Raw genomic sequence first — 22,660 nt, 5'->3', positions numbered from 1 at the left:
ATGACTGCCATCTCTCCTACCGAACAGGCTGCCACCCGCGCGACGTCGATCGTCGCCGCCGAAGCGCAGGCGAGGGCGCGGCTGCGCAAGCGCCATGCCTTGGTTATCGGCCTGCGGCTTGCGATCCTCGTCGTCTTCCTCGGCCTTTGGGAACTTTGCGCCGATTACAACATCATCGACCCGTTCTTCTTCTCCAGCCCGTCGGGAATATGGGAACAGATCTGGTCCTGGGTCACCGAGGGCACCTCGCAGGGCCCGCTCTGGCTGCAGATCTATGTGACGCTCGAGGAGACCTTCCTCGGCTTTGCCATCGGCGCCGTCGGCGGCATCGTGGCAGGCATCATCCTCGGCCGCAACAAGCTGCTGGCGGATGTGTTTTCGATCTACATCAAGATCGCCAACTCGGTGCCGCGCGTGGTGCTGGGCTCGGTCTTCATCATCGCGCTTGGCCTCGGCATGGCGTCCAAGGTGGCGCTGGCCGTCGTCATGGTGTTCTTCGTCGTCTTCGCCAACGCCTTCCAGGGCGTGCGCGAGGCCGACAGGGCGATGATCGCCAACGCCCAGATCCTCGGCGCCTCGCCGATGCAGATCACGAGATCGGTCATCATTCCTTCGGCGATGAGCTGGATCCTCGCCAGCCTGCATGTCTCGTTCGGCTTCGCCCTTGTCGGCGCCGTGGTCGGCGAATTCCTCGGCGCCAAGCAGGGCATGGGCCTCCTGATCTCCACCGCGCAGGGCGCCTTCAACGCCAACGGCGTCTTCGCGGCCATGATCATCCTGGCGGTGATGGCGCTGGTGGTGGAGTTCCTGATCACCCGCTTCGAGAACTATGTGGTGAAGTGGCGCCCCGCGCCGTTCAACGAACAGGGGACGTGATCAGGCTGATCGCTGTTCGGGTGCGGCGAGTGGCAGCCGCACCTCGACCTTGAGCCCGCCGCCGGCGGCGTCGCCAAGCGTGACGCTGCCGCCGGCATTCTCGACCACCTCGCGCACAATCGCGAGCCCGAGGCCGCTGCCTTCCTCGACCGAGCCGGGGAGGCGGTAGAAGCGCTCGAAGACATGCTCCCGCTCTTCCGGTGGGATTCCTGGACCGGCATCGCTGACTGTGAGTTCCGCCTCGCCATCCGAGGCGGAGAGCCTCACGGTGACGCTGCCGCCCGGCCTGGAATAGCGCAGCGCATTGTCGACCAGGTTGACGATCATCTCGCGCAGCATCGTGCCGTCACCGATCACCCGCACCGGTCCGTTCTCATCGAGGCCAAGGTCGATATTCCGCTTGATCGCCGCCGGCGCTTGCGCTTCCAGCACCTGGCGGGCGGCTTCGGTGAGGTCGATCCGGTCGGCGCGCGGCCGCCGGCTGCCGGGTTCCGCTCTCGACAAGGTAAGCAGCTGTTCGGCCAACCGCGCCAATTTGCCGGAACTCGTCTGCAGCGCCACCAGCGCCTCCTGGCGACGGTCGGCCTTGGTCTCCCGCAACGCATAGCTTGCCTGTGTCGACAGGAGCGCCAGCGGCGTGCGCAGCTGATGCGCGGCATTGGCGATGAAGCGCCGCTGCGCCGCCATCTGCGCCCGCACGCGTTGCATATAGGCGTTGAGCGCCTCGATCAGCGGCCGGATCTCGCTCTGCGCGCCTGGAACCTCGACCGGCTCGAGATCGCTGCGGCTGCGCGAACGCACCGCGTCGCGCAGCCGGATCAGCGGCGCCAGCCCGCGGCGCAGGCCGAGCAGCACGAACACGCCGGCAATCGCCACCAGGGCAAGCTGCTGCGCGAAGGCGCTGAGCCACAGCCGCTTCACCATCGCGTCATGGCCGGCGAGCGTGACGCCGACCGTGACCTTGATTGGCGAATCTTCCCCGGCGCCGATCACCGCATGGCTTAGCGTCGCCAGGCGCAGCGGATGATCGCGATAGGAGGCTTCGATGCTGTTCCGCCCCGACGCCACGGGCAGGTCGGGATAGCCGGTCAGCAACCGTCCGCCGGCGGTCTCGACGCGATAATAGACGCTGTCGCGGTCGCCTGTGTCGAACATCTCGATCGCCGCCGGCGGCACGGTTGCGTCGAGCACGCCGTCGGCCATCGCCACCTGCTCGGCGATGGCGCGCGCCGAGCCGACCAGCATGCGGTCGGTGACGAGGTCCGCCGTCGCCAGCGCGTTGCGCTGGCTGGTCCACAGATTGATGGCGGCCAAACCGGCCAGCGGCAGCACCACCCAAGCCAGCAATTGCAGGCGAAGGCTGCCGATCCGAAGACTGCCGATTCTCATGGCGCCGGATCGTCTTGGCGCAGGAGGTAGCCGAGGCCGCGCAAGGTGGCGATCTGGACGCGCGATCCCTCGAGCTTCTTGCGCAGCCGGTGCACATAGATCTCGATGGCGCTTGGGTCGGCGTCGGTATCGAAGTCATAGATCGCCGCCGAGAGCGCCGCCTTGCTCACCGTGCGTCCGGCCTTGACGACGAGCTGTTCCAGCACCGCGTGCTCGCGCGGCGTCAGCGACAGCGTCGCGCCGGCAAGCGAGAACAGGCGGGTGTTGGTGTCGAAGACGAGGTCGCCGCAGGAAATGACTGGCGCGGTGCGGTCGTTGGCGCGGCGCAGCTGCACGCGGATGCGCGCCTCCAGCTCCTCGATCTGGAAGGGTTTCGCCAGATAGTCGTCGGCGCCTTCGTTGAGGCCCTTGACCCGGCCGTCGAGGCTGGCATTGGCTGTGAGCACGATCACAGGCACCGGGTTGCCGCGCGCACGCAGCCTTTTCAGCACTTCCATGCCGCCCATGCGGGGCAGGGCAAGGTCGAGGATGATCAAGGCATGGTCGCCGGCGGCCAAGGCATGCTCGACATCCTCGCCGTCATGCACGACGTCGACGACATAGCTCGCCTGGCGCAGCGTCTTGCTCAGCCAATCGGCCAGTTCGCGATTGTCCTCGACAAGCAGCAGCCGCATCGTTCGTCGCTGTTTCCTCCCAACGGCGTCGACCTTCGCCGGGACAGGCGGGCGGCGTCCGAATTGGTTCCCTGAGGCAACCGATAGTATCGATCCGCCCGCAAGGCAAATGTGGTTTGCCGGCGGCCACCAACCCGATCACGGCGCCCGCCGGGCCACTTCCCCGGCCATGCAAGTGATGAAACCGAACCGTTCGGTTCAAATAATGTTGACGGTTCGTGTAGCCACGGTGAACGCCGGCAGGTCTGGCCAGTGTGGCACCTCGACAATCGCTCGCCGTAACCGATTGACATCAAACGATAAGAGTTCGGCCGCTTAGCCTTTCACGGGATTTCAAGATCGAACCGAACGGTTCAGTTCACAACTTTTCGTGATTGGAATCGGCAGCAGGGCAGACCCATTTCGGGGTGGTCCGAGCGACGCGAATTTCCATCAAGGCACGCCACCAGACGGACATGACTTTGAAAATCCGGAGTACTTAAAATGACCAAGATTGCTCTTACTGCCGCTGCCCTCCTCGTCGCTACCAGCGGCGCTTTTGCCAGCAGCGACCATTACGGTTCCGACAACGTCAATCAGCCGGCCGTGACCGCTCCCGCGGGCAAGGTCGACAACAGCATCACCGGCTCGATCCGCAAGCTCGACAAGTTCGAGCAGCGCGACCTCCACATCAAGCCTGATCAGAACCAGCCGCAGTCGGGCCAGGGCATCTGGGGCCGCTAAGCGGCTCGGATCCCAATCGACCGCACCCTCAATTCTCAAATTTGGAGCAACTCAAATGACCAAGATCGCTCTTACCGCCGCCGCCCTTCTCGTTGCCACCGGCGCCGCTTTCGCCGGCTCGGACAATTACGGTTCGGCCAATGCCAACCAGCCGGCCGCTTCGGTCGACACCTCGTTCACCGCTTCGGTCAAGAAGTCGGACGCGGATGTCCAGAAGCCGGTCGTCACGGGCGCCAACCACGACCTTTTCGGCAACCGCTAAACGGATCTGTCCTCGACAGACCTCAAAGCGGCGGGCTTGTCCCGCCGCTCTGTTTTTATGCAGCCGGCTACCGGCAGCATGAATCACTTCACAAGTATTTGCATCACAAGCACTTGTAATCGTTTGTCTTTTTCTGAGCGAAATCCGGGTTGACGCTTCTGCCGTCGCTGAAACGCGGCCACGCCGGGAATAAATCCCGGACTCCACGGGTCTTGTCGGCAGCGGGGCCATCCTCCCAAGGCCACCGCCGATGAAACCAAGGAACGAGGAAATTGACATGATCAGGATCGCTCTCGCCTCTGCTGCAATGCTTCTCGCCGTGGGTTCCGCCTTTGCCGGCAGCGACCATTACGGCGACGCCAATGCCAACCAGTCGACCGTGGGTGTCGACAGCGCCTACACGGCGTCGGTCCGCAAGCACGAGGTTGCCAAGCCGGCCCCCAAGGTCGATAGCACGATCAAGACGGGAGCGAGCGCCGCCACGGATTGGCCGGGCCCGCCCGCGGACAATTGGGGCAATTGATCCGCTTCTTCGAAATACCAAAGGCGGCGGGCAAAACCCGCCGCCTTTGCTTATCGGACCGGCAAGCTTCGGGCCCTAGGCCAAATCCTTCGGCCGCAGGCAATGCGTCAGCCTGGCGCTTCCGAACGCAAGATCCGCCCAGTCGCCGTGCAGCGTGAAACGGGCAAGCGCCGCCGTCGGAAACTTCGCTTCGATCTTCTTGAACACGCTGTCATCCGATCCGGCGCCGGCCAGCCGCAACACAAACTGCTGCAGGCCGGGATTGTGGCCGATCACCAGCAGATTCGTCGCCTTGGCCTGCCGCACCTGCGCCAGGATGGTGGCAGGCGCCGCCTCGTAGAGCTCTTCCGCGAATTCCGCCTGCACATGCTTCGGTAGTTCCTGGGCGACCAGCCGCCAGGTATCGCGGGCGCGCAGCGCCGGCGAGACCAGCGCCAGATCCGGCAGCCAGCCGCGCTGCGAAAGCTCGCGCCCGATCGGCGGCGCGGTCTTCAGCCCGCGCGCGGCGAGAGGACGGTCGAAATCGGCAAGTGCCGGATCGTCCCAGCTCGACTTGGCGTGGCGCAGGATGAGGAGCTGTTTCACGGGCATCGATCAGGACCAGGATTGCTGTCCAGCCGGGCGCGGGCCTTCCGCTTGATCTCGTCGATGTTGAAGGGAGCAAACGGGCCGCTGCTTAACCCGTCTATCCAAGCCTTACGCAGCCGGTCCGTTTCAGTTTGACCCAGGGATTGGCTCGGCAGTTCCGGGGTAAGCGCCATGCTGCAATTTCCGGCCGAGGCCCTACGGCGTGATCCGCGCCAGCTGTTCGAGGTCCGTCTCCTCGCGCAGCGGATCCGGCGCCATCACCACCGAGCTGGCGTTCTCCGCATCGTCGGCGAAATGCGCAAGCACGGTGTGGCTCTTCTCCATCCTCGCCTTGCCCTCGGCGACGAGGCCGAGCGCCAGCGGATAGAGCCGATGCTCGGCCTTCAGCACGCGCGCGGCAAGCGTGTCCTCATTGTCGCCGACCATCACCGGCACGGCGGCCTGCGCGATGATCGGGCCGTCATCCATCTCCGGCGTGACGAAATGCACCGAGCAGCCATGGATGCGCACGCCGGCGCGGATCGCCCGCGCATGCGTGTCCAGCCCCTTGAAGGCTGGCAGCAGGGCAGGGTGGATGTTGATCATGCGCCCCTGCCATTTCTCGACGAGGCCGCGGCCGAGGATGCGCATATAGCCGGCGAGCGCCACGATGTCGGCGCCGAAGCCGGTGAGCGCGGCATCGATCGCGGCGTCGAAGGCGTCCTTGCTCGGGTGGTCGGCGCGCTGGATCACCTTGGTGGCGATGCCGCGCGACTGGGCGATGCCGAGGCCGGCGGCGTTGGCGCGGTCGGAGACGACGCCGACGATTTCGGCCGGATAGGCGGGATCGGCGGCGGCCGCGATCAGCGCCGTCATGTTGGAGCCGCGCCCCGAGATCAGGACGACCGTGCGCTTCCTGCTCATAGGCCGATCGAGCCCCTGTAGATGACGCCGGCGTCGCGGCGCGGCACGATCCGGCCGATCGGCGTCACCGTCTCGCCGGCTTCCTGCAGCACTGCTGCCACCTGCGCCGCCTGGCCGGAGGCGACGGCGAGGATCATGCCGATGCCGCAGTTGAAGGTGCGCATCATTTCTTCCGGCGCGACGCCGCCGGTCTTTGCCAGCCACGAGAACACCGGCGGCACGTCGATCGCCTCGAGGTCGAGCTCGGCGGAAAAATCCTTGGGCAGCACGCGCGGGATGTTTTCCGGGAAACCGCCGCCGGTGATGTGGGCCAGCGCCTTGATGCCATGCGTGTTGCGGATCGCCTTCAGGATCGACTTCACATAGATGCGCGTCGGCTCGAGCAGCGCCTCGGCAAGGCTGACCTCCTCGTTGAACGGCGCCGGATCGCTCCAGCCAAGGCCGCTGCTAGCCACGATCCGGCGCACCAGCGAAAAGCCGTTGGAGTGCAGGCCCGACGAGGAAAGGCCGAGCAGCACGTCGCCCTCGACGATGTCGTCGGTCGGCAGCAACTGGCCGCGTTCGGCCGCGCCGACCGCGAATCCGGCAAGGTCGTAGTCCTTGTCGTGGTACATGCCGGGCATTTCGGCCGTCTCGCCGCCGATCAGCGCGCAGCCGGCCTGCCGGCAGCCCTCGGCGATGCCGCCGACGATCGCGGCGCCCTGGTCCGGATCGAGCTTGCCGGTGGCGAAATAGTCGAGGAAGAACAGCGGCTCGGCGCCCTGCACGACGATGTCGTTGACGCACATGGCGACGAGGTCGATGCCGATCGTGTCATGCTTGCCGGAATCGATGGCGATCTTGAGCTTGGTGCCGACGCCGTCATTGGCCGCGACCAGCACCGGATCGGTGAAGCCGGCGGCCTTGAGGTCGAACAGGCCGCCGAACCCGCCGATCTCGCCGTCGGCGCCCGGCCGGCGCGTCGCGCGCACCAGCGGCTTGATCTTCTCGACCATCAGATTGCCGGCGTCGATATCGACGCCCGCCTCGGCATAGGTGAGCCCGTTCTTGCGCTTGGCCGGATCGCCCTTGCTCATCGTCGGCTCGTCCCTGTTTGTCATTGCGGGCTCTTCGCATGAATGGTTTCGGGGAGCAAGGATGACGCGCGGGTGAGGGAGGTTGTTCCCGAGGAAAGTGCCGGCGAGTGAGGTGATTGGCAGCTTCGCCGCCCCGCCACTTGCGCCGATCTCCCATCTCCCTCATCTTTTTCCCAACAAAAGACACGACGGGACCTCACGTGACCCTTCCCAACATGATCACGATCATGCGGCTGCTGCTCGTGCCCGCCGTGGTGCTGGCCATGCTGCAGTCGCTTTGGGGTTGGGCTTTCACCGGATTCCTCGTCGCCGGCATATCCGACGGCGTCGACGGCTTCATCGCGCGCCGCTGGAACCAGTCGTCCCGCCTGGGCGCCTATCTCGATCCGGTCGCCGACAAGCTCCTGCTTGTCTCGGTGTTCGTCGTCATGGGCTTTGCCGGCGAATTGCCGCTCTGGCTGGTGGTGACTATGGTCTCGCGTGACGGGCTCATCGTCTGCGCCGTGCTCCTGTCCAGCGTGATGAGCAATCCGGTCGAGGTGAAGCCGCTCTTCGTTTCGAAGGCCAACACCGCCGCGCAGATCGTGCTGGCGGCGCTTGTGCTGGGCGAGCTGGCCTTTGCCGTGCATCTCGGCCCACTGCGGACCGCGCTCATATTGCTGACCGGGGTCTTGACCGTGGCTTCGGCCGCGGCCTATCTCGTGGCTTGGCTAAGGCATATGAGCGGCTATGGCGAAGGCTCCCGGACGAGCGACTCCCAAAACGACAACACCAAGTCGGACAACACCAAGTCGGGCATCGGCAGATCAGGCGGCTCCGGCACCGACGCCTGATTACGATGGCGCCGTGATCGCCGCTGACGACAGCTCCGGCGCGCTTCGCCGCCAAGTCTTCTTCTGGCTGGCGACGGCGGTCCTGCTGGCGCTGTTCCTCTATGTCTTCTCGGGCATCCTCCTGCCTTTCGTCGCCGGCATGGTGCTCGCCTATTTCCTCGATCCGGTCGCCGACTGGCTGCAGCGGCTCGGCCTCTCGCGCCTGATGGCGACCGTGGTCATCCTGATCGCCTTCATCGTCGTTGTGGTGCTGGCCTTCGTCATCCTGGTGCCGGTGCTGGCGACCCAGATGGCCGATTTCGCCCGCAAACTGCCGGAATACCTCACACGCCTGCAGTCGCTCATCACCAGCTTCGACCCGAAATGGCTGGAGCAGCGTTTTGGCGTCAACGCCGCCGGCCTGCGCGACGGGCTGAACTCGCTGTTGACCTCCGGTTTCAGCCTGCTCACCACCGTCTTCACCTCGATCTGGAGCTCCGGCGTGGCGCTGGTCTCGGTGGTCAGCCTGTTCGTCGTCACCCCGGTCGTCGCCTTCTACATGCTGCTCGACTGGGACCGCATGGTGGCCGAAGTCGACGGCTGGGTGCCGCGCGACCATGTCGAGACGGTGCGCGCGCTTGCCCGCGACATCAACACCGCCACGGCCGGTTTCGTGCGCGGGCAGGGCACGCTATGCCTTGTGCTCGGCGCCATGTATGCCACCGGCCTGACGCTGACCGGATTGAACTTCGCCATCCTCATCGGCTTCTTCGCCGGGGTGATCTCCTTCATCCCCTATGTCGGCTCGCTGACCGGGCTGGTGCTGGCCATCGGCGTCGCCTTCGTCCAGTTCTGGCCGGACTGGACCATGGTGGTGCTGGTTGCCTGCGTGTTCTTCGTCGGCCAGTTCATCGAGGGCAACATCCTGCAGCCCCGGCTGGTCGGAAAGAGCGTCGGCCTGCATCCGGTGTGGCTGATGTTCGCGCTGTTTGCCTTCGGCGCGCTGTTCGGCTTCGTCGGTCTGTTGATTGCCGTGCCGGCCTCGGCGGCGATTGCCGTGCTGGTGCGTTTCGCCATCGCCCGCTATCTCGAATCGCCGCTCTACAAGGGTCACGCCACAGAGCCCGTGCCGCCATTGCCGGCCGATCGCGGCGGCGGCCATCGCGCGAAGCCGCGTGGCTGACGTGGCCGGCGAGCGAACCGACATGCCGCGTCAGCTGCCGCTCGATCTCGGCCACGGCACCGGCTATTCGCGCGACGAGCTCGTCGTGTCGGGCACCAACGCGCAAGCCGCATCGCTGATCGACCGCTGGCCGGACTGGCCGTCGCCGGTCGTGGTGCTGGCCGGGCCGCCCGGCTCGGGCAAGACGCATCTCGCACGGATATGGCAGGAACGGGCGCATGCGCTCGCCATCGAGCCAGGCCGGATCGGCGAGCACATTGCCGGCCTGGGCATGAGGCCGGCGCTCATCGACGACGTCGACAAGGCGGCGATCAATGAGCAAGGCCTGTTCCACCTGATCAATGAAGTGCGCGGCGCGGGCTCGACGCTGCTGCTTACGGCGCGGCGTTTCCCCTCGGCCTGGCGCGTCGCGCTGCCCGACCTCGTCTCGCGGCTGAAGGCGGCGGCGACGATCGAGATCCACGAGCCCGACGATCTGCTGCTTGCCGGCGTCATCACAAAGCTGTTCGCCGACCGCCAGGTCGAGGTCGAGCCGCATGTGGTGCAATATCTGGTGCGCCGCATCGAGCGTTCGCTCGGCACCGCCATGCGTGTCGTCGAGCGCCTCGACCGCACCGCGCTTGAGCGCAAGACGCCGATCACCCGCGCGCTCGCGGCCGAGACGGTCAGCGCCATGGACGAGGGGCAGGGCGAGTTCGATATCTAGGGCGGTCACGCCCATAGCCCGGTCAGATGCCGAGCCAAAAGATACACGCCCGTATGCGCCGCGATGTAACAGGCAGCGACAAGGACGAAAACCATCAGGCCGGCGGATCGCGACCGGGCGACGCCGTTCTGCCGCTTGCTCGGCCGGTTGTTCCAGACCCACAGGGCGGCGCACAGAACTGCCCACACGACCCATGACCGGAACTGCGAAGCCGTAATAGGCCAGGTATGCCGGGCCGATCAGCGACAGCACCGCCTCGACAACAGGCATCGACAATCCCACTTCGTCCGAAGTCTAGACCGGCGACAAAGTTGGAAGCGAGGGGGATTGTTCGAGCCGCATACCGGCAGGTTCACATGGCTAGGCCCGATGATAGAAAGGCTGATCGGCCGGCACGTGACATCGAACTGATGACGTGCTAAATTGATATCAATGTAATCGGTTTGATATCAATGACTGCCGTTACGATCAGAAACCTTCCCGAGGAAACGCATCGTGCCTTGCGGGTGCGCGCGGCCATCAATGGCCGCAGCACCGAGGCGGAAATCCGCGCCATTCTTGAAGACGCGGTTCGACCGGAGGGCCGCGTCAGGGTGGGCACGCTATTGTCCGCCATCGCTCGCCGGGCGGGCGTGATGGACGAGGATGTTGAAGCACTCGAACAGGCCCGTGGGAAAAGCCCGGCTGAGCCGCTGAAATTCGAATGATCCTCCTGGACACCAACGTCGTTTCGGAGGTGATGAGACCGCAACCTAATCCCGCGGTCGTGGCTTGGCTGGACGACCAGGTCGCCGAGACACTTTATCTGTCCAGCATTACGCTGGCGGAGGTGCTGTTCGGCATCGAAGCCATGCCGGCCGGCCGGCGCAAAAATGCGCTGGCCGAAGCCTTTGCCGGAATATGCGAAATCTTCGATCAGCGCATGCTGGTCTTCGATATCGGGGCCGCGCGCCACTATTCCGGCCTTGCTGCAAAGGCGAGAGCCGCTGGTAAAGGGTTCCCCGTGCCTGATGGGTACATCGCGGCCATTGCTGCCGCGAAGGGCTTTCAGGTTGCGTCGCGTGACACGGCGCCGTTTCATGCGGCCGGCGTGTCGGTGATCAATCCGTGGGAGCCTGCATCGTAGCCGTCCCATTCCGGAACAGTCTTTCCGGTATCGATCTTGCAACACCGACGGTGCCGGTTAACCCCGGCCCCGGTCGCGTTCCAGATCGGGTGTAGGCTCGCCGGGCTCGAGGGTGTTGGGGTTCTCGCCCGGCGGGTTTACCGTCCCGGCGGCCAATGGGCTCGCTTACCCGTTGATCCTGTCCCTCAACCGGCGCAACCAAGCGGCGAAGGCCTGACCATGGGCTGCATGCATTGGGATTTGATCAAGGTCATCTACTGCCACGAATGCCGCGCCGCCAGCCGTGACGATCGAATTTGCAGTTCACCAATCATGCGGTGACGCCGGAGCAGCGGAACGGCTGGACGCCTTGTCCATAAAGCGGCCCGACAGTTCCGCGCTCTGTTGGGGTGCGTTGAGTTAAACCGCCGGGCCTAGCCGACTCGGGGTGGGGAGTCGGCCGACGCAGAGGTTACATTAGAAAGGCTGCATGGATATCACGGTTGGTTACATTCCACCGGTTTCGCTGAACTCGCCGGGCGAGGCCCCCAACAACTGCCTCAAGCCCGACGAGCTGCCGGAGATCAACCCGGCAATCGCTGCCTTGCAAGGCCGATGCCAGCGTTTCCGTCCTTGAATGATACGCCTAAGCCTCTGAACGCCTTAAAGGAACATGTCGTTTATCGAGATGTTGGGGCGCCCATGGAACCCTGCCACACCAATTCGCCAATGGCAGCGACACTTGCCAAACTTCGCTGGCAGGAACGACTTAACTCGGCGAGGAGGCGGGTTTGGCCGTAAATCCTTGATTTCAAGTGGTCGGAGTGGCGTGATTCGAACACGCGACCCCCTGATCCCAAATCAGGTGCGCTACCAGGCTGCGCTACACTCCGACGTCCCGCGGCGTATAGGGGGCGCACGCCCGGAAGGCAACACAAAAACAGAGCGCGGTTCGATCCGGCGGATGATGATGTCAAGACAGCCTAGAGATCGACCTTGGCGACGTTGTCCTTGTACTCCTCCTTCGGATCGTAGCCGAGCAGCATCTTGATACCCGAGACGACGCTGGAGGCGTCGAGCCAAATCTCGGCCTGTTCAGGCTCGAAGCCAAGCAGCGTCAGCTTCGGATCGTCCCTGCCGCCTTCGAACCACGCTTCCACGTAGCGGTTCCACAGCCGGTCGATCACGACCCGGTCGTTATCGATCTGCAACCGGCCTTGCACCGTTGCAAAAAGGTCATGACCCTTGGATACAAACGTCGCCGTTGCCTGGCTGCCGGAGGAAAGTCCAAGCACAAGCTCGGTTTCACTGGCGGTGAAGAACCAGATCGGGCCCCTGGCCTCGGCTTCCAGTTGCGCCGTCATGGGGCGCGGGACGATGTTCGAGCCGTCAAGCCCGATCATCATTGTCATATCCGATTTCAGGGCTTTCCAGAATTTTGCTTCGAGCTCATCGGGCGTCGGCATCTCGCTTCCTTTCATCAGAGAAAGGCAAACGACCGACCGTCCTGTCTGTTCCTTGTAGCGCACTCAGCGCTTCAGGCCAGCGATCTTCCTGGCAATCGCCGCGGCTTGGATTGTCGAGTTGGCGAAGCAGCCGCGAATGCTGGGCCGCATGCCGGTGAACCAGAGCCCGGGCAGCTTCGGGTCGTTCACGGCGCCATTGAACAGCGGCACGCCCTTGGCGTCCAGCACGCCGAGCTTGCCCAGCATCGGTTCCAGTCCGGTGCGGTAGCCGGTGGCGGCGATGACGATGTCGGGCGCTATTCGCTGGCCATTGTCGAGCACGACGCCGTCGCGCCTGAATTCGCGCAACTGCGGCACGACGATGATGCGCCCGGCCTTGATGGCTTCGACCGCGCCGTCGTCGGCCGCGATCGCGGTATAGTCGGAGCCGAGCCGGCTGGCGCCGCCCGACGGGGCAGGGGGCAGGCCGTATTTCGTCAGATCTCCGAACACCAGGCGTTGCGTTGCCGCCATGACCGCGTCCGCGAGCCATGTGGGCAGGTTGGCCATGAGCGGCGACATGCGGTGCACCGCGATCTTGCCGATGCGCTTGGGCAGCAGCGAAGGTCCGTTGCGCGCCGAAAGCCAGATCTGGCCGGTCTCGACGCGCGAAAGATGGTTGAGCGCGTCGAAGCCGGAATTGCCGGCGCCGACCACCAGCACCTTCTTGCCGGCATAGTCGCTTGCCTTTCCGAAATCGGCCGAATGGATGATCCTGCCGGAAAAATCCTCCATGCCCGTCCAGGCCGGGATGAAGGGCTGCCGGTCCCGTCCGGTGGCGATCACCACATATCGCGCCGCCTTCAAGCCCTCGCTTGTCCGCAGCAGCCAATGGTCGCCATGGAATTCGATCTCGTCGACCTCGACCCCGAAGGCGATCGGCAGCCGGTGCGTCTCGGCGAACTCGTTGAGATGGCGCGCGACGGCGCTGCGGTGCGGGAAGGCCGGTGTCCCCGCCGGATAGGACACGCCGGGCAATGAGGAGAGGTCGCGATGCGTGTTGAGGTGCAGATTGTCGTGGCGGCGGTGCCAGGGCTCGGCCAGCCTCTGCTCGCGCTCAAGGATTTGCGTCGTCACGCCGGCCCTGGTCAACGCATGCGCGGCGGCAAGCCCGGCGGCGCCCCCGCCGACGACAATCGCGCCGTCCAATATCGCTGGCTTGCCGGCCCCCGACGGCGAGACTTCCGTATCCGCGCTCATTCGTATCTTTGTCGTCGCCATCATGCCATCAAGTGGCACGACCATGTATCCGATGTATGCCGCTCGCAGGCCAAAAGGAATAGGCGGGTGTTGCAACGCACCCCGGCATTGTGTCGCGGATTTTGCAAGCGCCGGCTAATGAACCGGGTCGGCATGGCGATGCACCAGCTTGAACGCGCCATCCTCCAGCCGAAACACTTCCGTCACCCGCAAGGTCATCTCGGTCGCCTCGCCGTTCTTGCCGATGCGCGCCTTGGCATGCTGCAACCCGCTCCAGAACGCCAGATCCCCGCTGGACGAGGCTTGCAGCACCTCGAGGTCGGTGTTGCCGCCTTTGTGGAAGCTTGCGGCGTCGCGTTCGTAACGGCCGGCAACCGCTTCGGCGCCTTCGAGATGGTCGCCGCGCGGTGAGAAGAATGTCGCCGGCCCGGCACGGGTGACGATCGCCTTCAGCGAGGCCGCATCGCCATTGACATAGTCCTCGGCGATCTTCTCGCGCTGCTTCATGAAGGCATCGAAGGACGAGCCGCCAGGATGCACCGTCCTGATCCAGGTTTCCAGGCTGGCCATGAAATTCTCGAGGAAGGCGGCGGTGTCGGCATTGGTCACCGCGCCTTTGCCGTCCAAGAGTTCCGCGACATTGCCGATATAGGCCTCCGGCTGCTGCATCACCGGCATGTCGAGGAAGGCGAAGGTTTGTCTCAGCGCATGATTGGCGCCGAAAGCGCCAAGCTTATGCGGTGTGACACTGACGACCCCTGCGGGCAGTCCCTTGAACGCGTTCTTGCTCGGCGGCCGCGAGCCGACATCGAGCGCGTTCTTCAAGCAGCCGGGGATCGAGCGGTTGTATTCCGGGGTGACGAACAGCACCGCGTCGCATTCGCGTATCGCCGCACGGAAGGCCGACCATGCCGCCGGCGGGTCGTCACCGTCCAGATCCTCGTTGTAGAGCGGCAGGTCGCCGATCTCGATGAAGCGGCAGCGCACCGAATCCGGCGCGCGGGCAGCCAAGGCCTTGGCGATCTTGCGGCTGAAGGACTGGGCGCGCAGGCTGCCGACAAGCACGGCGAGCTGCAGGACGGCATGTTCGGTTGCATTGGTCATGGCGAAATGTCCGCTTCTGATTGAGGCTCACAGGAAGGCTTGCCCGGCCCGGCCGCCCGACCTTTCGATAATGTCGCCGGCGCGGCGAGGTTCCCTGCGCCGCGGGAGCGCAGGCGCGCTTGCGGCCTTGCCGCCGCGGCCATTGCACAGTAATGACGGGTTGGCGCGAGATTTCGGGCTCCCGATGGGACCCCGGGAATGGCGCCGAACAACGGTGCCCGGTCTCCGGGCGTTAAAGAGGTGCTCATGTCCGCGCGCATTTTCAGTCCAGCCAAAACCGCGATGCAGTCCGGCAAGGCCAAGACCGGACATTGGGTGCTCGAGTTCGATCCCGCCCAGCGCAAGAAGATCGACCCGCTGATGGGCTACACCACCTCCGGCGACATGCTGAGCCAGGTGAAGCTCACCTTCGACACGAAGGAAGAAGCGGTGGCTTATGCCGAGAGGGAAAAGATCGCCTATCGCGTCGAAGAGCCGAAGGAAGCCAAGCGCCGGCAGATTTCCTATTCGGACAATTTCCGCTATGACCGCAGGACGCCCTGGACGCACTGACTTTCCGAGTCTTGCATCGCCAGGCGTAACGCAGCAGCCGGCCCGGCCGGCCGACGGTCCCGTAGCTCAGCTGGATAGAGCACCGGCCTTCTAAGCCGATGGTCGCAGGTTCGAATCCTGCCGGGATCGCCATTCCTGCCTTTCAAATACCCCGAAATCCTTTCGTGGCAATGCGCCAAGCGCATGAAATCGCTTCGATTTCGGCCTCAACTCCATTCGTTGCCGTGTAAAAGCTTTCGCTGGCTTTCAGCAAAATTCTTGGTATCACTCTTGGTATGGGCGAGAATGCCAAGGCCGCGATACCAAGAATTCGGGGTGGGATGATGGCTCTTTCGGACACTGCAATTCGAGCCCTCAAGGGGCAGGGCACAGCGAAGAAATACTCGGATGGCGGAGGGCTCTTCCTCTTCGTCCCGCCGAACGGCTCGCGGCTCTGGCGCATGGCCTATTCCTTTGGGGGCAAACAGAAGACGTTGGCGATCGGTGCTTACCCCGCTGTGGGGCTTGCGGTTGCGCGCAAAGCCCGAGACGCCGCAAAGGAATTGCTTGCGCAAGGCGTCGATCCTGCCAGGCAGAAGAAGCTGGAAAAGATCAGGTCCGCCGAAGCCTCCGAAAACACGTTCGAGGCTGTTGCTGCCGATCTGCGGAAGAAGCTAAAGGCGGAGAACAAGTCCCCACGCACTATCGAGCGCTTTGACTATCTCATCGGCTTGGCGAATGCCGATATCGGGAAGCTGCCGATCGCTTCGATCTCTGCGGCCGAGATACTAGCCGTGATCCGCAAGCAGGAAAGGCGCGGCAAGCTGGCGTCGGCGGCCAAGCAGCGGCAGGAGATTGGGTCGGTGATCCGATATGCGATCGCTACCGGGCGCGCTGAGAACGACCCTACGATCGCGCTCAAAGGCGCGATCGCCACGCGGAAGATTGTCCATCGACCTGCGATCCGTGACCGGAAGGCGTTCGGTGGTCTCCTACGGGCGATATGGGGCCATGATGCGATGCCCGAAGTCGTGAACGGTTTAAAGCTACTAGCATATGCTTTTCCGCGCCCTGGCGAGCTAAGGCAAGCCGAATGGCGGGAATTCGATCTCGACGCCGGGATCTGGACCATCCCCGCCGACCGCATGAAAGCCCGGAAAGCGCACAGGAAGCCGCTGTCGAAGCAGGCTATCGAGGTGCTGCGGGAACAATTCGAACTTACCGGCGACGGCAAGCTCGTCTTTCCGTCGATCCGAAGCTGGGGGCGTCCGATCTCGGATGCGACGTGGAGCGCCGCACTGCGCGCCATGGGCATTGCACAGGATGCGCACTGCCCCCATGGGTTTCGAGCCTCGGCATCAACGATAATGAATGAAGGTGGGCAATGGGCATCGGACGCGATTGAGCGCGAGCTGGCGCATGTTGATGCGAACGAAATTCGGCGCGCCTACGCGCGGTCGGAGTTTTGGGACGAACGCGTTAAGATGCAGCAATGGTGGGCTGATCTGTGCGACAGCTTGCGCCAAGGCGCGAAGGTGATCTCAATGGCGGAGGCGGTGGCGTAAGTTGGAGCCTGAGCTGCGTTTCGAAATCAATTTGCTGGCGGATGGCTCCGTCGTCACCAAAGACGGCGAGTATCTCGGCACATGGATTACCGACGAAACAGACGCTTTCTATGAGTTCACGCCAGAGGGAGCGTCCGAAGCCACCATCAGCAGCGCGTTCATAGGATCGCTCTGCAAAATGATTGCAGATTGGCACGACGAACGGCCTGAAGGGTAGGTCTGCACGCTCTGCGCCTTGTGGCGCAGAGCGGGTCAATCTTATTCTCGCATTAGCTTTGGCGAGCGGCTCGCAGCCGTTGCTGTCCTTGTCGCTTGCCCGCCGATAGCTGAAAGCCGTTGTCGTCAGCCGTCCGAGCCGACCGGCTCACAATGCTCCCGCCCAGGAGAGCATGCCCGCCACAAACCCGAATGTGAGGAGTATGATTGTTAGCGAAAACATGAGCCCGATGACTGTGGCAAATGCGACAGAAGCAATCTTCGTCACAGCGCCGGCGCCGGCCGAGCTCCTCTCCCGCCACTCCCGTAGGGAAAAAGTGACTGGCCCCCCGACGAAGTCGAGATAACCCCAAAAAACCGTGCGGGATCGATCTAGGATGATGGATGGCAGGTTCGAACGGTTGGCTCGCAACCAGCGGAAAGCGTTCCGTAGTCCGTATAGCCCGTACCCCGTCATTAGCGATAAAACGAACGCTGCCCACGCCCATCCAAGCCAACTGTTGATGGCCACACGCAGGGGATTTGGCACGCCGGTAAGCCCCAACCAAAGCAGATAGGCGGCGAGAGGCGTAAGTATGAAGCCAGCGGCTGTGCTCGCAATAACTGACAGGCGAGCCTCCAAGTTCGACGCGGCGTGCCACTCGTCCCTGATCCAAGATGCAATTGCACCGCACAAAGCGAGAATGGCGAAAACAACGGCGATCGCGACTGCCACATAGCTAAAGCCCTGGAGCCCGCTGACCATTGCATCTTTGCCAAACAGCAGCACGCCAGCGATTATTGCAAGCAGAAGGTTCGTCAGCCCCCGATTGTTCATTGCAGTCACCCCTAGCCAATCATTGCACAACGAGCGCGGGCGGCCAATGGCCGCCTGCAGCGGCTTTAGGAGGTGGCGCGGCCTCGATCGCTTTAGCCCCGAGATCGCGGTACCTCGCCATCGCCTTGGGCGAGGACGAATAGGGGGTTGATCTCGATCGCCTTAATCGCTTGGGCGTCTCAGCAGCTCTCGCCCCGGGCTCGGTTGTAGTGCTCCAAATCAACCGCGTCGAAAACCTGTGGCCGATAGAAGAAGATACCGGAACCGACCTCGGCGGAGCCAGCCTGAGCCTCTCCCCAGGTTGTCACCGTATCGACATCCAATTTTAGCGGACGCCCTGGAACCAGTGAATTCAAGGCGAGAGGCATCTCCATCAGAAAGCGCCAAAATCCGTTCGCGCTGATCGGCGATACGCGATCTCGCACTGCTCGGTAAGCTAAGTGTTGCAAAAATAGCCCGCTCCCTTCATCCAAAACACATATGCCGTGGATGTGGGCACCATCCATTGTTTGGGTCAGATTGGCGAACGTGCGCGAAAGGCCCTCGGCGCTTGGTCCTTCGTAGCCAAATACGAAGAAGCGCGGAGGAACACCACTCGAATATGACTGATGCTCAGCCGACTGCTTTGGTTTTGGTGTTACCGGCCGCAGATACCTCTTGTTGGGCTTCCCTTCTGGCGTCCTGCACAAGGCCCGGATACGGGCACATTTTTCAAATGCGTCTGCAAGCTCGGTGGTGTCTATGCGGGTTTTGACTTCGATGACCCCATAGACCATCTCGACAGGATAAACCTGCCATGCTTCGGAGTAGTAGAACGGCGCGTTGTTAATCGCATCATAAATAACAATGTCACATTGCGCGCTCTGGTCCGCCTTTTCTCCTCCAGACACGATGAAGCCCGTTCCGATCCCGAACTTGGGTGGCAAATACCTGCGAAGCATTCGAACAAGGTGGGTCTCATTCAGTCGGCCAATTTCCCCGCGATGGGAAGTGAGCGAACTGAAATATTCTCGCTCTAGCCGCAGCTGCGCTATGTTGCCTGCCATCAATTTTTCAATATCGAATTCGAACGATGCCATGACTGCCCCCGCTTTTCAAAAGCTCTCCGCGAGACTTATCGCACAAACGTAATTGGGCGGCCAACGGCCGCCCAATTCGCAGTGATGCATCGACCAGATCAGCGCGCTGTGCGGGCCTCGATCGCCACGACAGCGAGATCGCGATAGCGGGCCATGGCCTTCGGCGACGACGAGTACGGCTTGATCTCGATCGCCTTCAAACCGGCGGCATCGCCGACCTGGACGAGGGCGACGAGCTGCGCGAGCTTTCCCCGGAAGCGCTTGTGCGTCTCGGCGCTGAAATCGGGCGCGGCTGGCACTCGCCGCGCTGCGCCGCTTCGAGGGCCGAGGCGGCCCTGCCACCTGCCTTGGGAGCGCCGCTACCTGCCTTGGGAGCGCCGGTCGCCTTCCCGGGGCCGCTACGGGGCGCTGTGGCCCCTTCCTTGCGCGCCTGGGCGATCATGTCGGCCGGCACGTGGATCGATTGCTTGTCGGCGGTGATGGCGTAGATCAGGGCCTTCCTGCCGCTGGGCGTCTTGCCGAGGGCATCGGCGGCCCTGATAACCGCCGCCAGCGTCTTGGCCCGCTTGACGATCTTGTCGTGCGGACCGGTGCGTAAATGCGCTGCGAAGCTCTTCGCCCCCGCGATCTTCTCCAAATCAGACACATCAGCGGGATGCAGATTTAGTGCCATCGATAACCTCCGTGTTTGGACACGGATGGTTTGGTTATAGGCACCTCCGCAAAGAGCAACACCCTCACGCCACACACACAGGATGATCACCTTCGGCACGATTTCCCTGTCTCAGGATGCTTCCAACCCGCTGTTATCGCCGCCACGCGTTCGGCACGACCTGGGTGAGATTTCGATGGCCTTTCATCGAGGATTGGGATGGCAGCCAAGGCATCGTCGAGAGATTGGCCAGCTTTTCGCATTGAGGCGCCGGCAAATCTGTCAGCTTCAAGTTCAAGTCCGGGGCTAGGCCTTCTTCCAAGGTGATGGCAATAGTGATGGCCGAGTTCATGGCCGATGATCATCATAGCGCCCGCATATCCAACCATGGGGCTGAGGCGACGATCGAAGACAATGATACGATTGTCATCCTGGATTATTGCGATGGCGTTTAAGCCGATCTCTGCATTCATCGGATAGATGCGGCATTCATCCTTAACGGCGAGTTGCATGGCGTCGCAGAGGTCGAAAAACATTTCCGTATAATCTTCGAACGCAGGGGTCGCAAGGACGACGCGCTTTCCTGCAGGCATGTGAAGTGCTGGGCTGGTCCTGTCAAGGTTTAACTGTATGCCGTCCTCCGCACATACTATCACCGCCAGTTTGAGGACGATCGCGATGGAACAGGCGAACATTTTGAGGAGCTTCAGAATATTTAACGTACCAGATCTAAACATTGTCGCGAACCTCTGGCGGAACCTAAGACTGAAACACCGGCCTGGCCATGATACCGCGGCGGCCGGATTACCTGCTGCCAACTTCATACGATTTCTGTCAAAAACGAGCCGATAGACCTTGCCGTTAACACCCGTCTTGTGATTTTTTCACCAGCGCTGGGGGGGCGAGATGAAGTCGTCTATCAAGGCATTTATTGATGAATATTTGAGCGAGCTGATTGAAGGCAACGCCGCGATTTTCGCCGGGGCGGGTCTATCGGTGCCGGCAGGATACGTAGATTGGCGGGAGTTAATCCGCCCTTTGTCAAAGGAACTCGACCTCGACATTGATCTCGAGAGTGACCTTGTCACCGTTGCTCAGTTCCATGTAAACGCCAACGGCTACAACAGGCATAAGCTTCATAAGGCTGTGATCGAAGCGTTGTCCGTGGACAACCCACCGACTGAAAACCATCGACTTTTGGCCCGTCTCCCCATCCGAGTTTGGTGGACCACCAACTACGACAAGCTGCTGGAAACGGCGCTTAGAGAGGCAGGCAAGGTTGTAGATGTCAAAAGTGCTGTCCCTCAGTTGGCAACGACACGCCCGCGCCGAGACGCGACCATCTATAAGATGCATGGTGATGTTGATCGGCCAGATGAGGCTGTCGCCACACGAGACGATTTTGAACGGTACTTCAGAGATCGAGGCGCATTCATAACGGCTTTGGCGGGTGATCTCGTTTCCAAAACCTTCCTGTTCCTCGGGTTTAGCTTTACTGACCCTAACCTCGAACAGGTGCTTGCAAGGGTTCGCTTAACCTTCACTTCGAACCAGAGACGCCATTTTGCCGTATTTCGCACCCGCAAAAAGGCTCCAGGTGAGACTGAGAAAGCCTTCGAGCACTTTCGTAATAGACAGGCCTTGGTGATCGAGGATCTCAAGCGGTTCAATGTCCGTGTTTTGCTCGTAGATGAATACTCCGAAATTACAGAATTCCTTGCGGAGCTGGTCAGCCGATATCGTCGCCGGACGGTTTTTGTATCTGGCAGCGCTGCGAACTTCGAGCCATGGGGGCAGACGGCTGTTTTGGATTTTTTGCAGCAGCTAGGTCAGAGGTTGGTCGCCAGCGGAACGAGGACCGCGACAGGACTAGGGACAGGCGTTGGAGATGCTATTTTTACTGGAGCGCTCCGCGAGGTCAGGAGGTCGAACGGCAGCATAGAGGACAGTTTGGTCTTGCGGCCATTCCCGCACACAGGAACTGCGGACGACCTTGCCGCTCTTTGGGAGGACTATAGGCAGGAGATCGTCTCGCACGCAGGAATATCATTATTCCTTTTCGGGAATAGATACCTGGAGGGCGACGTGGTCACTGCCAAGGGAGTTTTTCGCGAATTTGAGATAGCAGTTGCACAAGGATCGGCGGTCGTTCCCGTCGGCGCTACTGGATCGGCGTCGAAAGAGTTAGCGGATGTGGTCCTGGGCGATCCGGCAAAATTTGTTCCCAGCCTGGACGAGGAAGGGATAAACGTGCTGCGCGCCATATCCGCCCCTACAGAAGACTTGATTTCCCTCATCGAGCCAATTCTACATTTAGTGCGCAAGCTTCAGGAAGGGACGCCATAAGATGGCACGAAAGGTATTTTTTAGCTTCCACTATGCTCGCGATGTTAGGCGTGTCCAACAGGTCCGAAACTCGTGGGTAGTTCGCGAACAAGGGGCTGCGACGCCATTTTACGACAATGCAGATTTTGAGGAAGCAAAGCGCCGAGCTGGCGGCATCCAGAAGTGGATCGAAGATCAGCTCGTTGGGTGCTCAGTTATTGCGGTCTTGTTCGGGCGGGAAACTGCTTCTCGAGAGTGGGTGAAGTTCGAAATCAAGCGTAGTTACGAGAGGGGAATGGGGATATTAGCTATCGATATCCACAACATAAAAGATCCTTTGACTGGTACTGATCTCCCTGGTCGGAACCCTCTCGACGAGTTGAGCGTCCGTGGCACCCCTTTTAGCGCCCTGTACCGAACTTACGATTGGGTATACGACGACGGCTACAACAATATTGGCTCCTGGATCGAACTAGCTGCAAGGAATGCCGGCCGCTAGATTTGGCCGCAAAGGCTCATCGCTTCGCCTTCCGCCATCCAGCCGATATAGCTTCAAGCTCGCTGCAAAACCACCGCTCGCCCTTGCTGACCGTGATCACCGTCTCGTCATAGTGCTCTTGCCCAGGCACGTGATAGATGCGCTCTCCCGTGCTCACGCTGATATTACCCTTGATGCTGCAACCTGAGCTGCTACCGAGCGCAAACGCCGGTGCCGCTGGTGTTCGCGCATCATAGGTATGCTGGGCTCGCCAGTCCCATGGCGCTTGAAACGATCCGATCCACAAACCGACCGTAAGCGGTGTTCTCAGGCCACGGCCTTGAGCTCGAGCTTGTTGATGTAGACCC

The 22,660-nt window shown here is 62.2% G+C and carries 29 protein-coding genes and 2 tRNA genes; 16 read left to right on the top strand and 15 right to left on the bottom strand.

All coding sequences use genetic code 11. The annotated features are described in order from the left end of the window. Nucleotides 1–876 carry an ABC transporter permease gene (locus tag E5X34_RS27065; RefSeq protein ID WP_042638053.1) on the top strand — a complete coding sequence of 292 codons (876 nt, stop codon included), beginning with the start codon at nucleotides 1–3 and terminating at the stop codon, nucleotides 874–876. Here the strand turns inward: E5X34_RS27065 and E5X34_RS27060 are convergent, their stop codons facing one another. Continuing rightward, complete coding sequence (locus E5X34_RS27060) at nucleotides 877–2,265, bottom strand: sensor histidine kinase (RefSeq protein WP_292571253.1); 1,389 nt, start codon at nucleotides 2,263–2,265, stop codon at nucleotides 877–879. Further along, the gene (locus E5X34_RS27055) at nucleotides 2,262–2,939 is read right to left on the bottom strand and encodes a response regulator (protein ID WP_292571250.1); all 678 of its coding nucleotides are present in this window, start codon (nucleotides 2,937–2,939) and stop codon (nucleotides 2,262–2,264) included. Before E5X34_RS27055 ends, E5X34_RS27060 begins: the two co-directional genes overlap by 4 nt. A gap of 483 nt (nucleotides 2,940–3,422) precedes the next feature. Between E5X34_RS27055 and E5X34_RS27050 the strand changes: the two genes are divergently transcribed. From E5X34_RS27050 to E5X34_RS27040, 3 genes are all read left to right on the top strand, one after another. Then, on the top strand, nucleotides 3,423–3,662 hold the full coding sequence (locus tag E5X34_RS27050; protein ID WP_127865002.1) for a DUF680 domain-containing protein: 240 nt from the start codon (nucleotides 3,423–3,425) through the stop codon (nucleotides 3,660–3,662). A 55-nt stretch (nucleotides 3,663–3,717) separates the two neighbouring features. Continuing rightward, nucleotides 3,718–3,924 carry a DUF680 domain-containing protein gene (locus E5X34_RS27045; protein ID WP_292571245.1) on the top strand — a complete coding sequence of 69 codons (207 nt, stop codon included), beginning with the start codon at nucleotides 3,718–3,720 and terminating at the stop codon, nucleotides 3,922–3,924. A gap of 277 nt (nucleotides 3,925–4,201) precedes the next feature. Further along, the gene (locus E5X34_RS27040; RefSeq protein ID WP_292571242.1) at nucleotides 4,202–4,447 is read left to right on the top strand and encodes a DUF680 domain-containing protein; all 246 of its coding nucleotides are present in this window, start codon (nucleotides 4,202–4,204) and stop codon (nucleotides 4,445–4,447) included. A gap of 75 nt (nucleotides 4,448–4,522) precedes the next feature. Here E5X34_RS27040 and E5X34_RS27035 read toward each other — a convergent pair whose 3' ends face one another. Genes E5X34_RS27035 through purM form a run of 4 tightly spaced genes read right to left on the bottom strand, consistent with a single transcriptional unit; the run spans nucleotide 4,523 to nucleotide 7,014 of the window. Continuing rightward, nucleotides 4,523–5,038, bottom strand: coding sequence for a histidine phosphatase family protein (locus tag E5X34_RS27035; protein ID WP_292571240.1), 516 nt, complete (start codon nucleotides 5,036–5,038; stop codon nucleotides 4,523–4,525). After that, nucleotides 5,029–5,208 (bottom strand): hypothetical protein, encoded by a 180-nt coding sequence (locus E5X34_RS27030; RefSeq protein WP_292571238.1) that lies wholly within the window; start codon nucleotides 5,206–5,208, stop codon nucleotides 5,029–5,031. The genes E5X34_RS27035 and E5X34_RS27030 overlap by 10 nt, the downstream gene beginning before the upstream one ends. A 22-nt stretch (nucleotides 5,209–5,230) precedes the next feature. Continuing rightward, a complete protein-coding gene (gene purN / locus E5X34_RS27025) occupies nucleotides 5,231–5,938 on the bottom strand; it encodes a phosphoribosylglycinamide formyltransferase (protein ID WP_292571236.1) in 708 nt (235 codons plus the stop codon). Next, nucleotides 5,935–7,014 carry a phosphoribosylformylglycinamidine cyclo-ligase gene (purM, locus tag E5X34_RS27020; RefSeq protein ID WP_292571361.1) on the bottom strand — a complete coding sequence of 360 codons (1,080 nt, stop codon included), beginning with the start codon at nucleotides 7,012–7,014 and terminating at the stop codon, nucleotides 5,935–5,937. Before purM ends, purN begins: the two co-directional genes overlap by 4 nt. 200 nt (nucleotides 7,015–7,214) lie before the next feature. On the opposite strand from purM, the gene E5X34_RS27015 reads away from it, so the two are divergent. The 6 genes from E5X34_RS27015 to E5X34_RS26990 all read left to right on the top strand — a co-directional run bounded on the left by E5X34_RS27015 (nucleotide 7,215) and on the right by E5X34_RS26990 (nucleotide 11,457). Continuing rightward, nucleotides 7,215–7,847, top strand: a complete 633-nt coding sequence (locus E5X34_RS27015) for a CDP-alcohol phosphatidyltransferase family protein (RefSeq protein ID WP_292571233.1) — start codon at nucleotides 7,215–7,217, stop codon at nucleotides 7,845–7,847. A 13-nt stretch (nucleotides 7,848–7,860) separates the two neighbouring features. After that, nucleotides 7,861–9,009 carry an AI-2E family transporter gene (locus tag E5X34_RS27010; RefSeq protein WP_292571231.1) on the top strand — a complete coding sequence of 383 codons (1,149 nt, stop codon included), beginning with the start codon at nucleotides 7,861–7,863 and terminating at the stop codon, nucleotides 9,007–9,009. A 1-nt stretch (nucleotide 9,010) separates the two neighbouring features. Further along, nucleotides 9,011–9,715, top strand: coding sequence for a DnaA regulatory inactivator HdaA (gene hdaA, locus E5X34_RS27005; protein WP_292571358.1), 705 nt, complete (start codon nucleotides 9,011–9,013; stop codon nucleotides 9,713–9,715). 452 nt (nucleotides 9,716–10,167) lie between these two features. Continuing rightward, entirely contained in the window at nucleotides 10,168–10,422 is a 255-nt protein-coding gene (locus E5X34_RS27000; protein ID WP_292571229.1) for an Arc family DNA-binding protein, read from the top strand. Next, entirely contained in the window at nucleotides 10,419–10,841 is a 423-nt protein-coding gene (locus E5X34_RS26995) for a type II toxin-antitoxin system VapC family toxin (RefSeq protein ID WP_292571226.1), read from the top strand. The genes E5X34_RS27000 and E5X34_RS26995 overlap by 4 nt, the downstream gene beginning before the upstream one ends. A gap of 469 nt (nucleotides 10,842–11,310) precedes the next feature. After that, the gene (locus E5X34_RS26990) at nucleotides 11,311–11,457 is read left to right on the top strand and encodes a hypothetical protein (RefSeq protein ID WP_292571223.1); all 147 of its coding nucleotides are present in this window, start codon (nucleotides 11,311–11,313) and stop codon (nucleotides 11,455–11,457) included. Between the two features lie 179 nt (nucleotides 11,458–11,636). Here the strand turns inward: E5X34_RS26990 and E5X34_RS26985 are convergent. From E5X34_RS26985 to E5X34_RS26970, 4 genes are all read right to left on the bottom strand, one after another. Next, a tRNA-Pro gene (locus tag E5X34_RS26985) sits at nucleotides 11,637–11,713 on the bottom strand. 90 nt (nucleotides 11,714–11,803) lie between these two features. Continuing rightward, nucleotides 11,804–12,286, bottom strand: a complete 483-nt coding sequence (locus E5X34_RS26980; protein WP_292571220.1) for a pyridoxamine 5'-phosphate oxidase family protein — start codon at nucleotides 12,284–12,286, stop codon at nucleotides 11,804–11,806. A gap of 63 nt (nucleotides 12,287–12,349) precedes the next feature. Further along, entirely contained in the window at nucleotides 12,350–13,525 is a 1,176-nt protein-coding gene (locus tag E5X34_RS26975) for an NAD(P)/FAD-dependent oxidoreductase (protein WP_292571217.1), read from the bottom strand. Nucleotides 13,526–13,660: 135 nt separating this feature from the next. Further along, complete coding sequence (locus tag E5X34_RS26970; RefSeq protein ID WP_292571214.1) at nucleotides 13,661–14,629, bottom strand: NAD(P)H-dependent oxidoreductase; 969 nt, start codon at nucleotides 14,627–14,629, stop codon at nucleotides 13,661–13,663. Nucleotides 14,630–14,875: 246 nt separating this feature from the next. Here E5X34_RS26970 and E5X34_RS26965 point away from each other — a divergent pair, with 246 nt between their 5' ends. From E5X34_RS26965 to E5X34_RS26950, 4 genes are all read left to right on the top strand, one after another. Then, the gene (locus E5X34_RS26965; RefSeq protein WP_292571211.1) at nucleotides 14,876–15,181 is read left to right on the top strand and encodes an ETC complex I subunit; all 306 of its coding nucleotides are present in this window, start codon (nucleotides 14,876–14,878) and stop codon (nucleotides 15,179–15,181) included. A gap of 55 nt (nucleotides 15,182–15,236) precedes the next feature. Further along, nucleotides 15,237–15,313: transfer RNA gene (locus tag E5X34_RS26960), tRNA-Arg, on the top strand. A gap of 191 nt (nucleotides 15,314–15,504) precedes the next feature. After that, complete coding sequence (locus E5X34_RS26955) at nucleotides 15,505–16,725, top strand: integrase arm-type DNA-binding domain-containing protein (RefSeq protein WP_292571208.1); 1,221 nt, start codon at nucleotides 15,505–15,507, stop codon at nucleotides 16,723–16,725. Nucleotide 16,726: 1 nt separating this feature from the next. Continuing rightward, nucleotides 16,727–16,942, top strand: coding sequence for a hypothetical protein (locus tag E5X34_RS26950; RefSeq protein WP_292571205.1), 216 nt, complete (start codon nucleotides 16,727–16,729; stop codon nucleotides 16,940–16,942). Between the two features lie 147 nt (nucleotides 16,943–17,089). Here E5X34_RS26950 and E5X34_RS26945 read toward each other — a convergent pair whose 3' ends face one another. The 4 genes from E5X34_RS26945 to E5X34_RS26930 form a co-directional block, all read right to left on the bottom strand. Then, nucleotides 17,090–17,758 (bottom strand): hypothetical protein, encoded by a 669-nt coding sequence (locus E5X34_RS26945; RefSeq protein WP_292571204.1) that lies wholly within the window; start codon nucleotides 17,756–17,758, stop codon nucleotides 17,090–17,092. Between the two features lie 179 nt (nucleotides 17,759–17,937). Continuing rightward, nucleotides 17,938–18,837: a DUF6602 domain-containing protein gene (locus E5X34_RS26940; protein ID WP_292571201.1), complete on the bottom strand. Its 900-nt coding sequence runs from the start codon at nucleotides 18,835–18,837 to the stop codon at nucleotides 17,938–17,940. Between the two features lie 196 nt (nucleotides 18,838–19,033). Beyond that, nucleotides 19,034–19,510, bottom strand: a complete 477-nt coding sequence (locus tag E5X34_RS26935) for a hypothetical protein (RefSeq protein WP_292571199.1) — start codon at nucleotides 19,508–19,510, stop codon at nucleotides 19,034–19,036. A gap of 86 nt (nucleotides 19,511–19,596) precedes the next feature. Continuing rightward, entirely contained in the window at nucleotides 19,597–20,226 is a 630-nt protein-coding gene (locus E5X34_RS26930; protein WP_292571197.1) for a hypothetical protein, read from the bottom strand. Between the two features lie 169 nt (nucleotides 20,227–20,395). On the opposite strand from E5X34_RS26930, the gene E5X34_RS26925 reads away from it, so the two are divergent. Together E5X34_RS26925 and E5X34_RS26920 are read left to right on the top strand one after the other, a co-directional pair. After that, nucleotides 20,396–21,835 (top strand): SIR2 family protein, encoded by a 1,440-nt coding sequence (locus E5X34_RS26925; protein ID WP_292571194.1) that lies wholly within the window; start codon nucleotides 20,396–20,398, stop codon nucleotides 21,833–21,835. Nucleotide 21,836: 1 nt separating this feature from the next. After that, nucleotides 21,837–22,313: a TIR domain-containing protein gene (locus tag E5X34_RS26920; protein WP_292571191.1), complete on the top strand. Its 477-nt coding sequence runs from the start codon at nucleotides 21,837–21,839 to the stop codon at nucleotides 22,311–22,313. Between the two features lie 16 nt (nucleotides 22,314–22,329). On the opposite strand, the gene E5X34_RS26915 is transcribed toward E5X34_RS26920, so the two are convergent. Then, nucleotides 22,330–22,599, bottom strand: coding sequence for a hypothetical protein (locus E5X34_RS26915; RefSeq protein ID WP_292571355.1), 270 nt, complete (start codon nucleotides 22,597–22,599; stop codon nucleotides 22,330–22,332). Nucleotides 22,600–22,660 lie beyond the last annotated feature (61 nt).

It is taken from the genome of Mesorhizobium sp., assembly GCF_004963255.1.
GTDB lineage: Bacteria > Pseudomonadota > Alphaproteobacteria > Rhizobiales > Rhizobiaceae > Mesorhizobium.
This window is presented reverse-complemented; position numbering and strand designations above follow the sequence as displayed.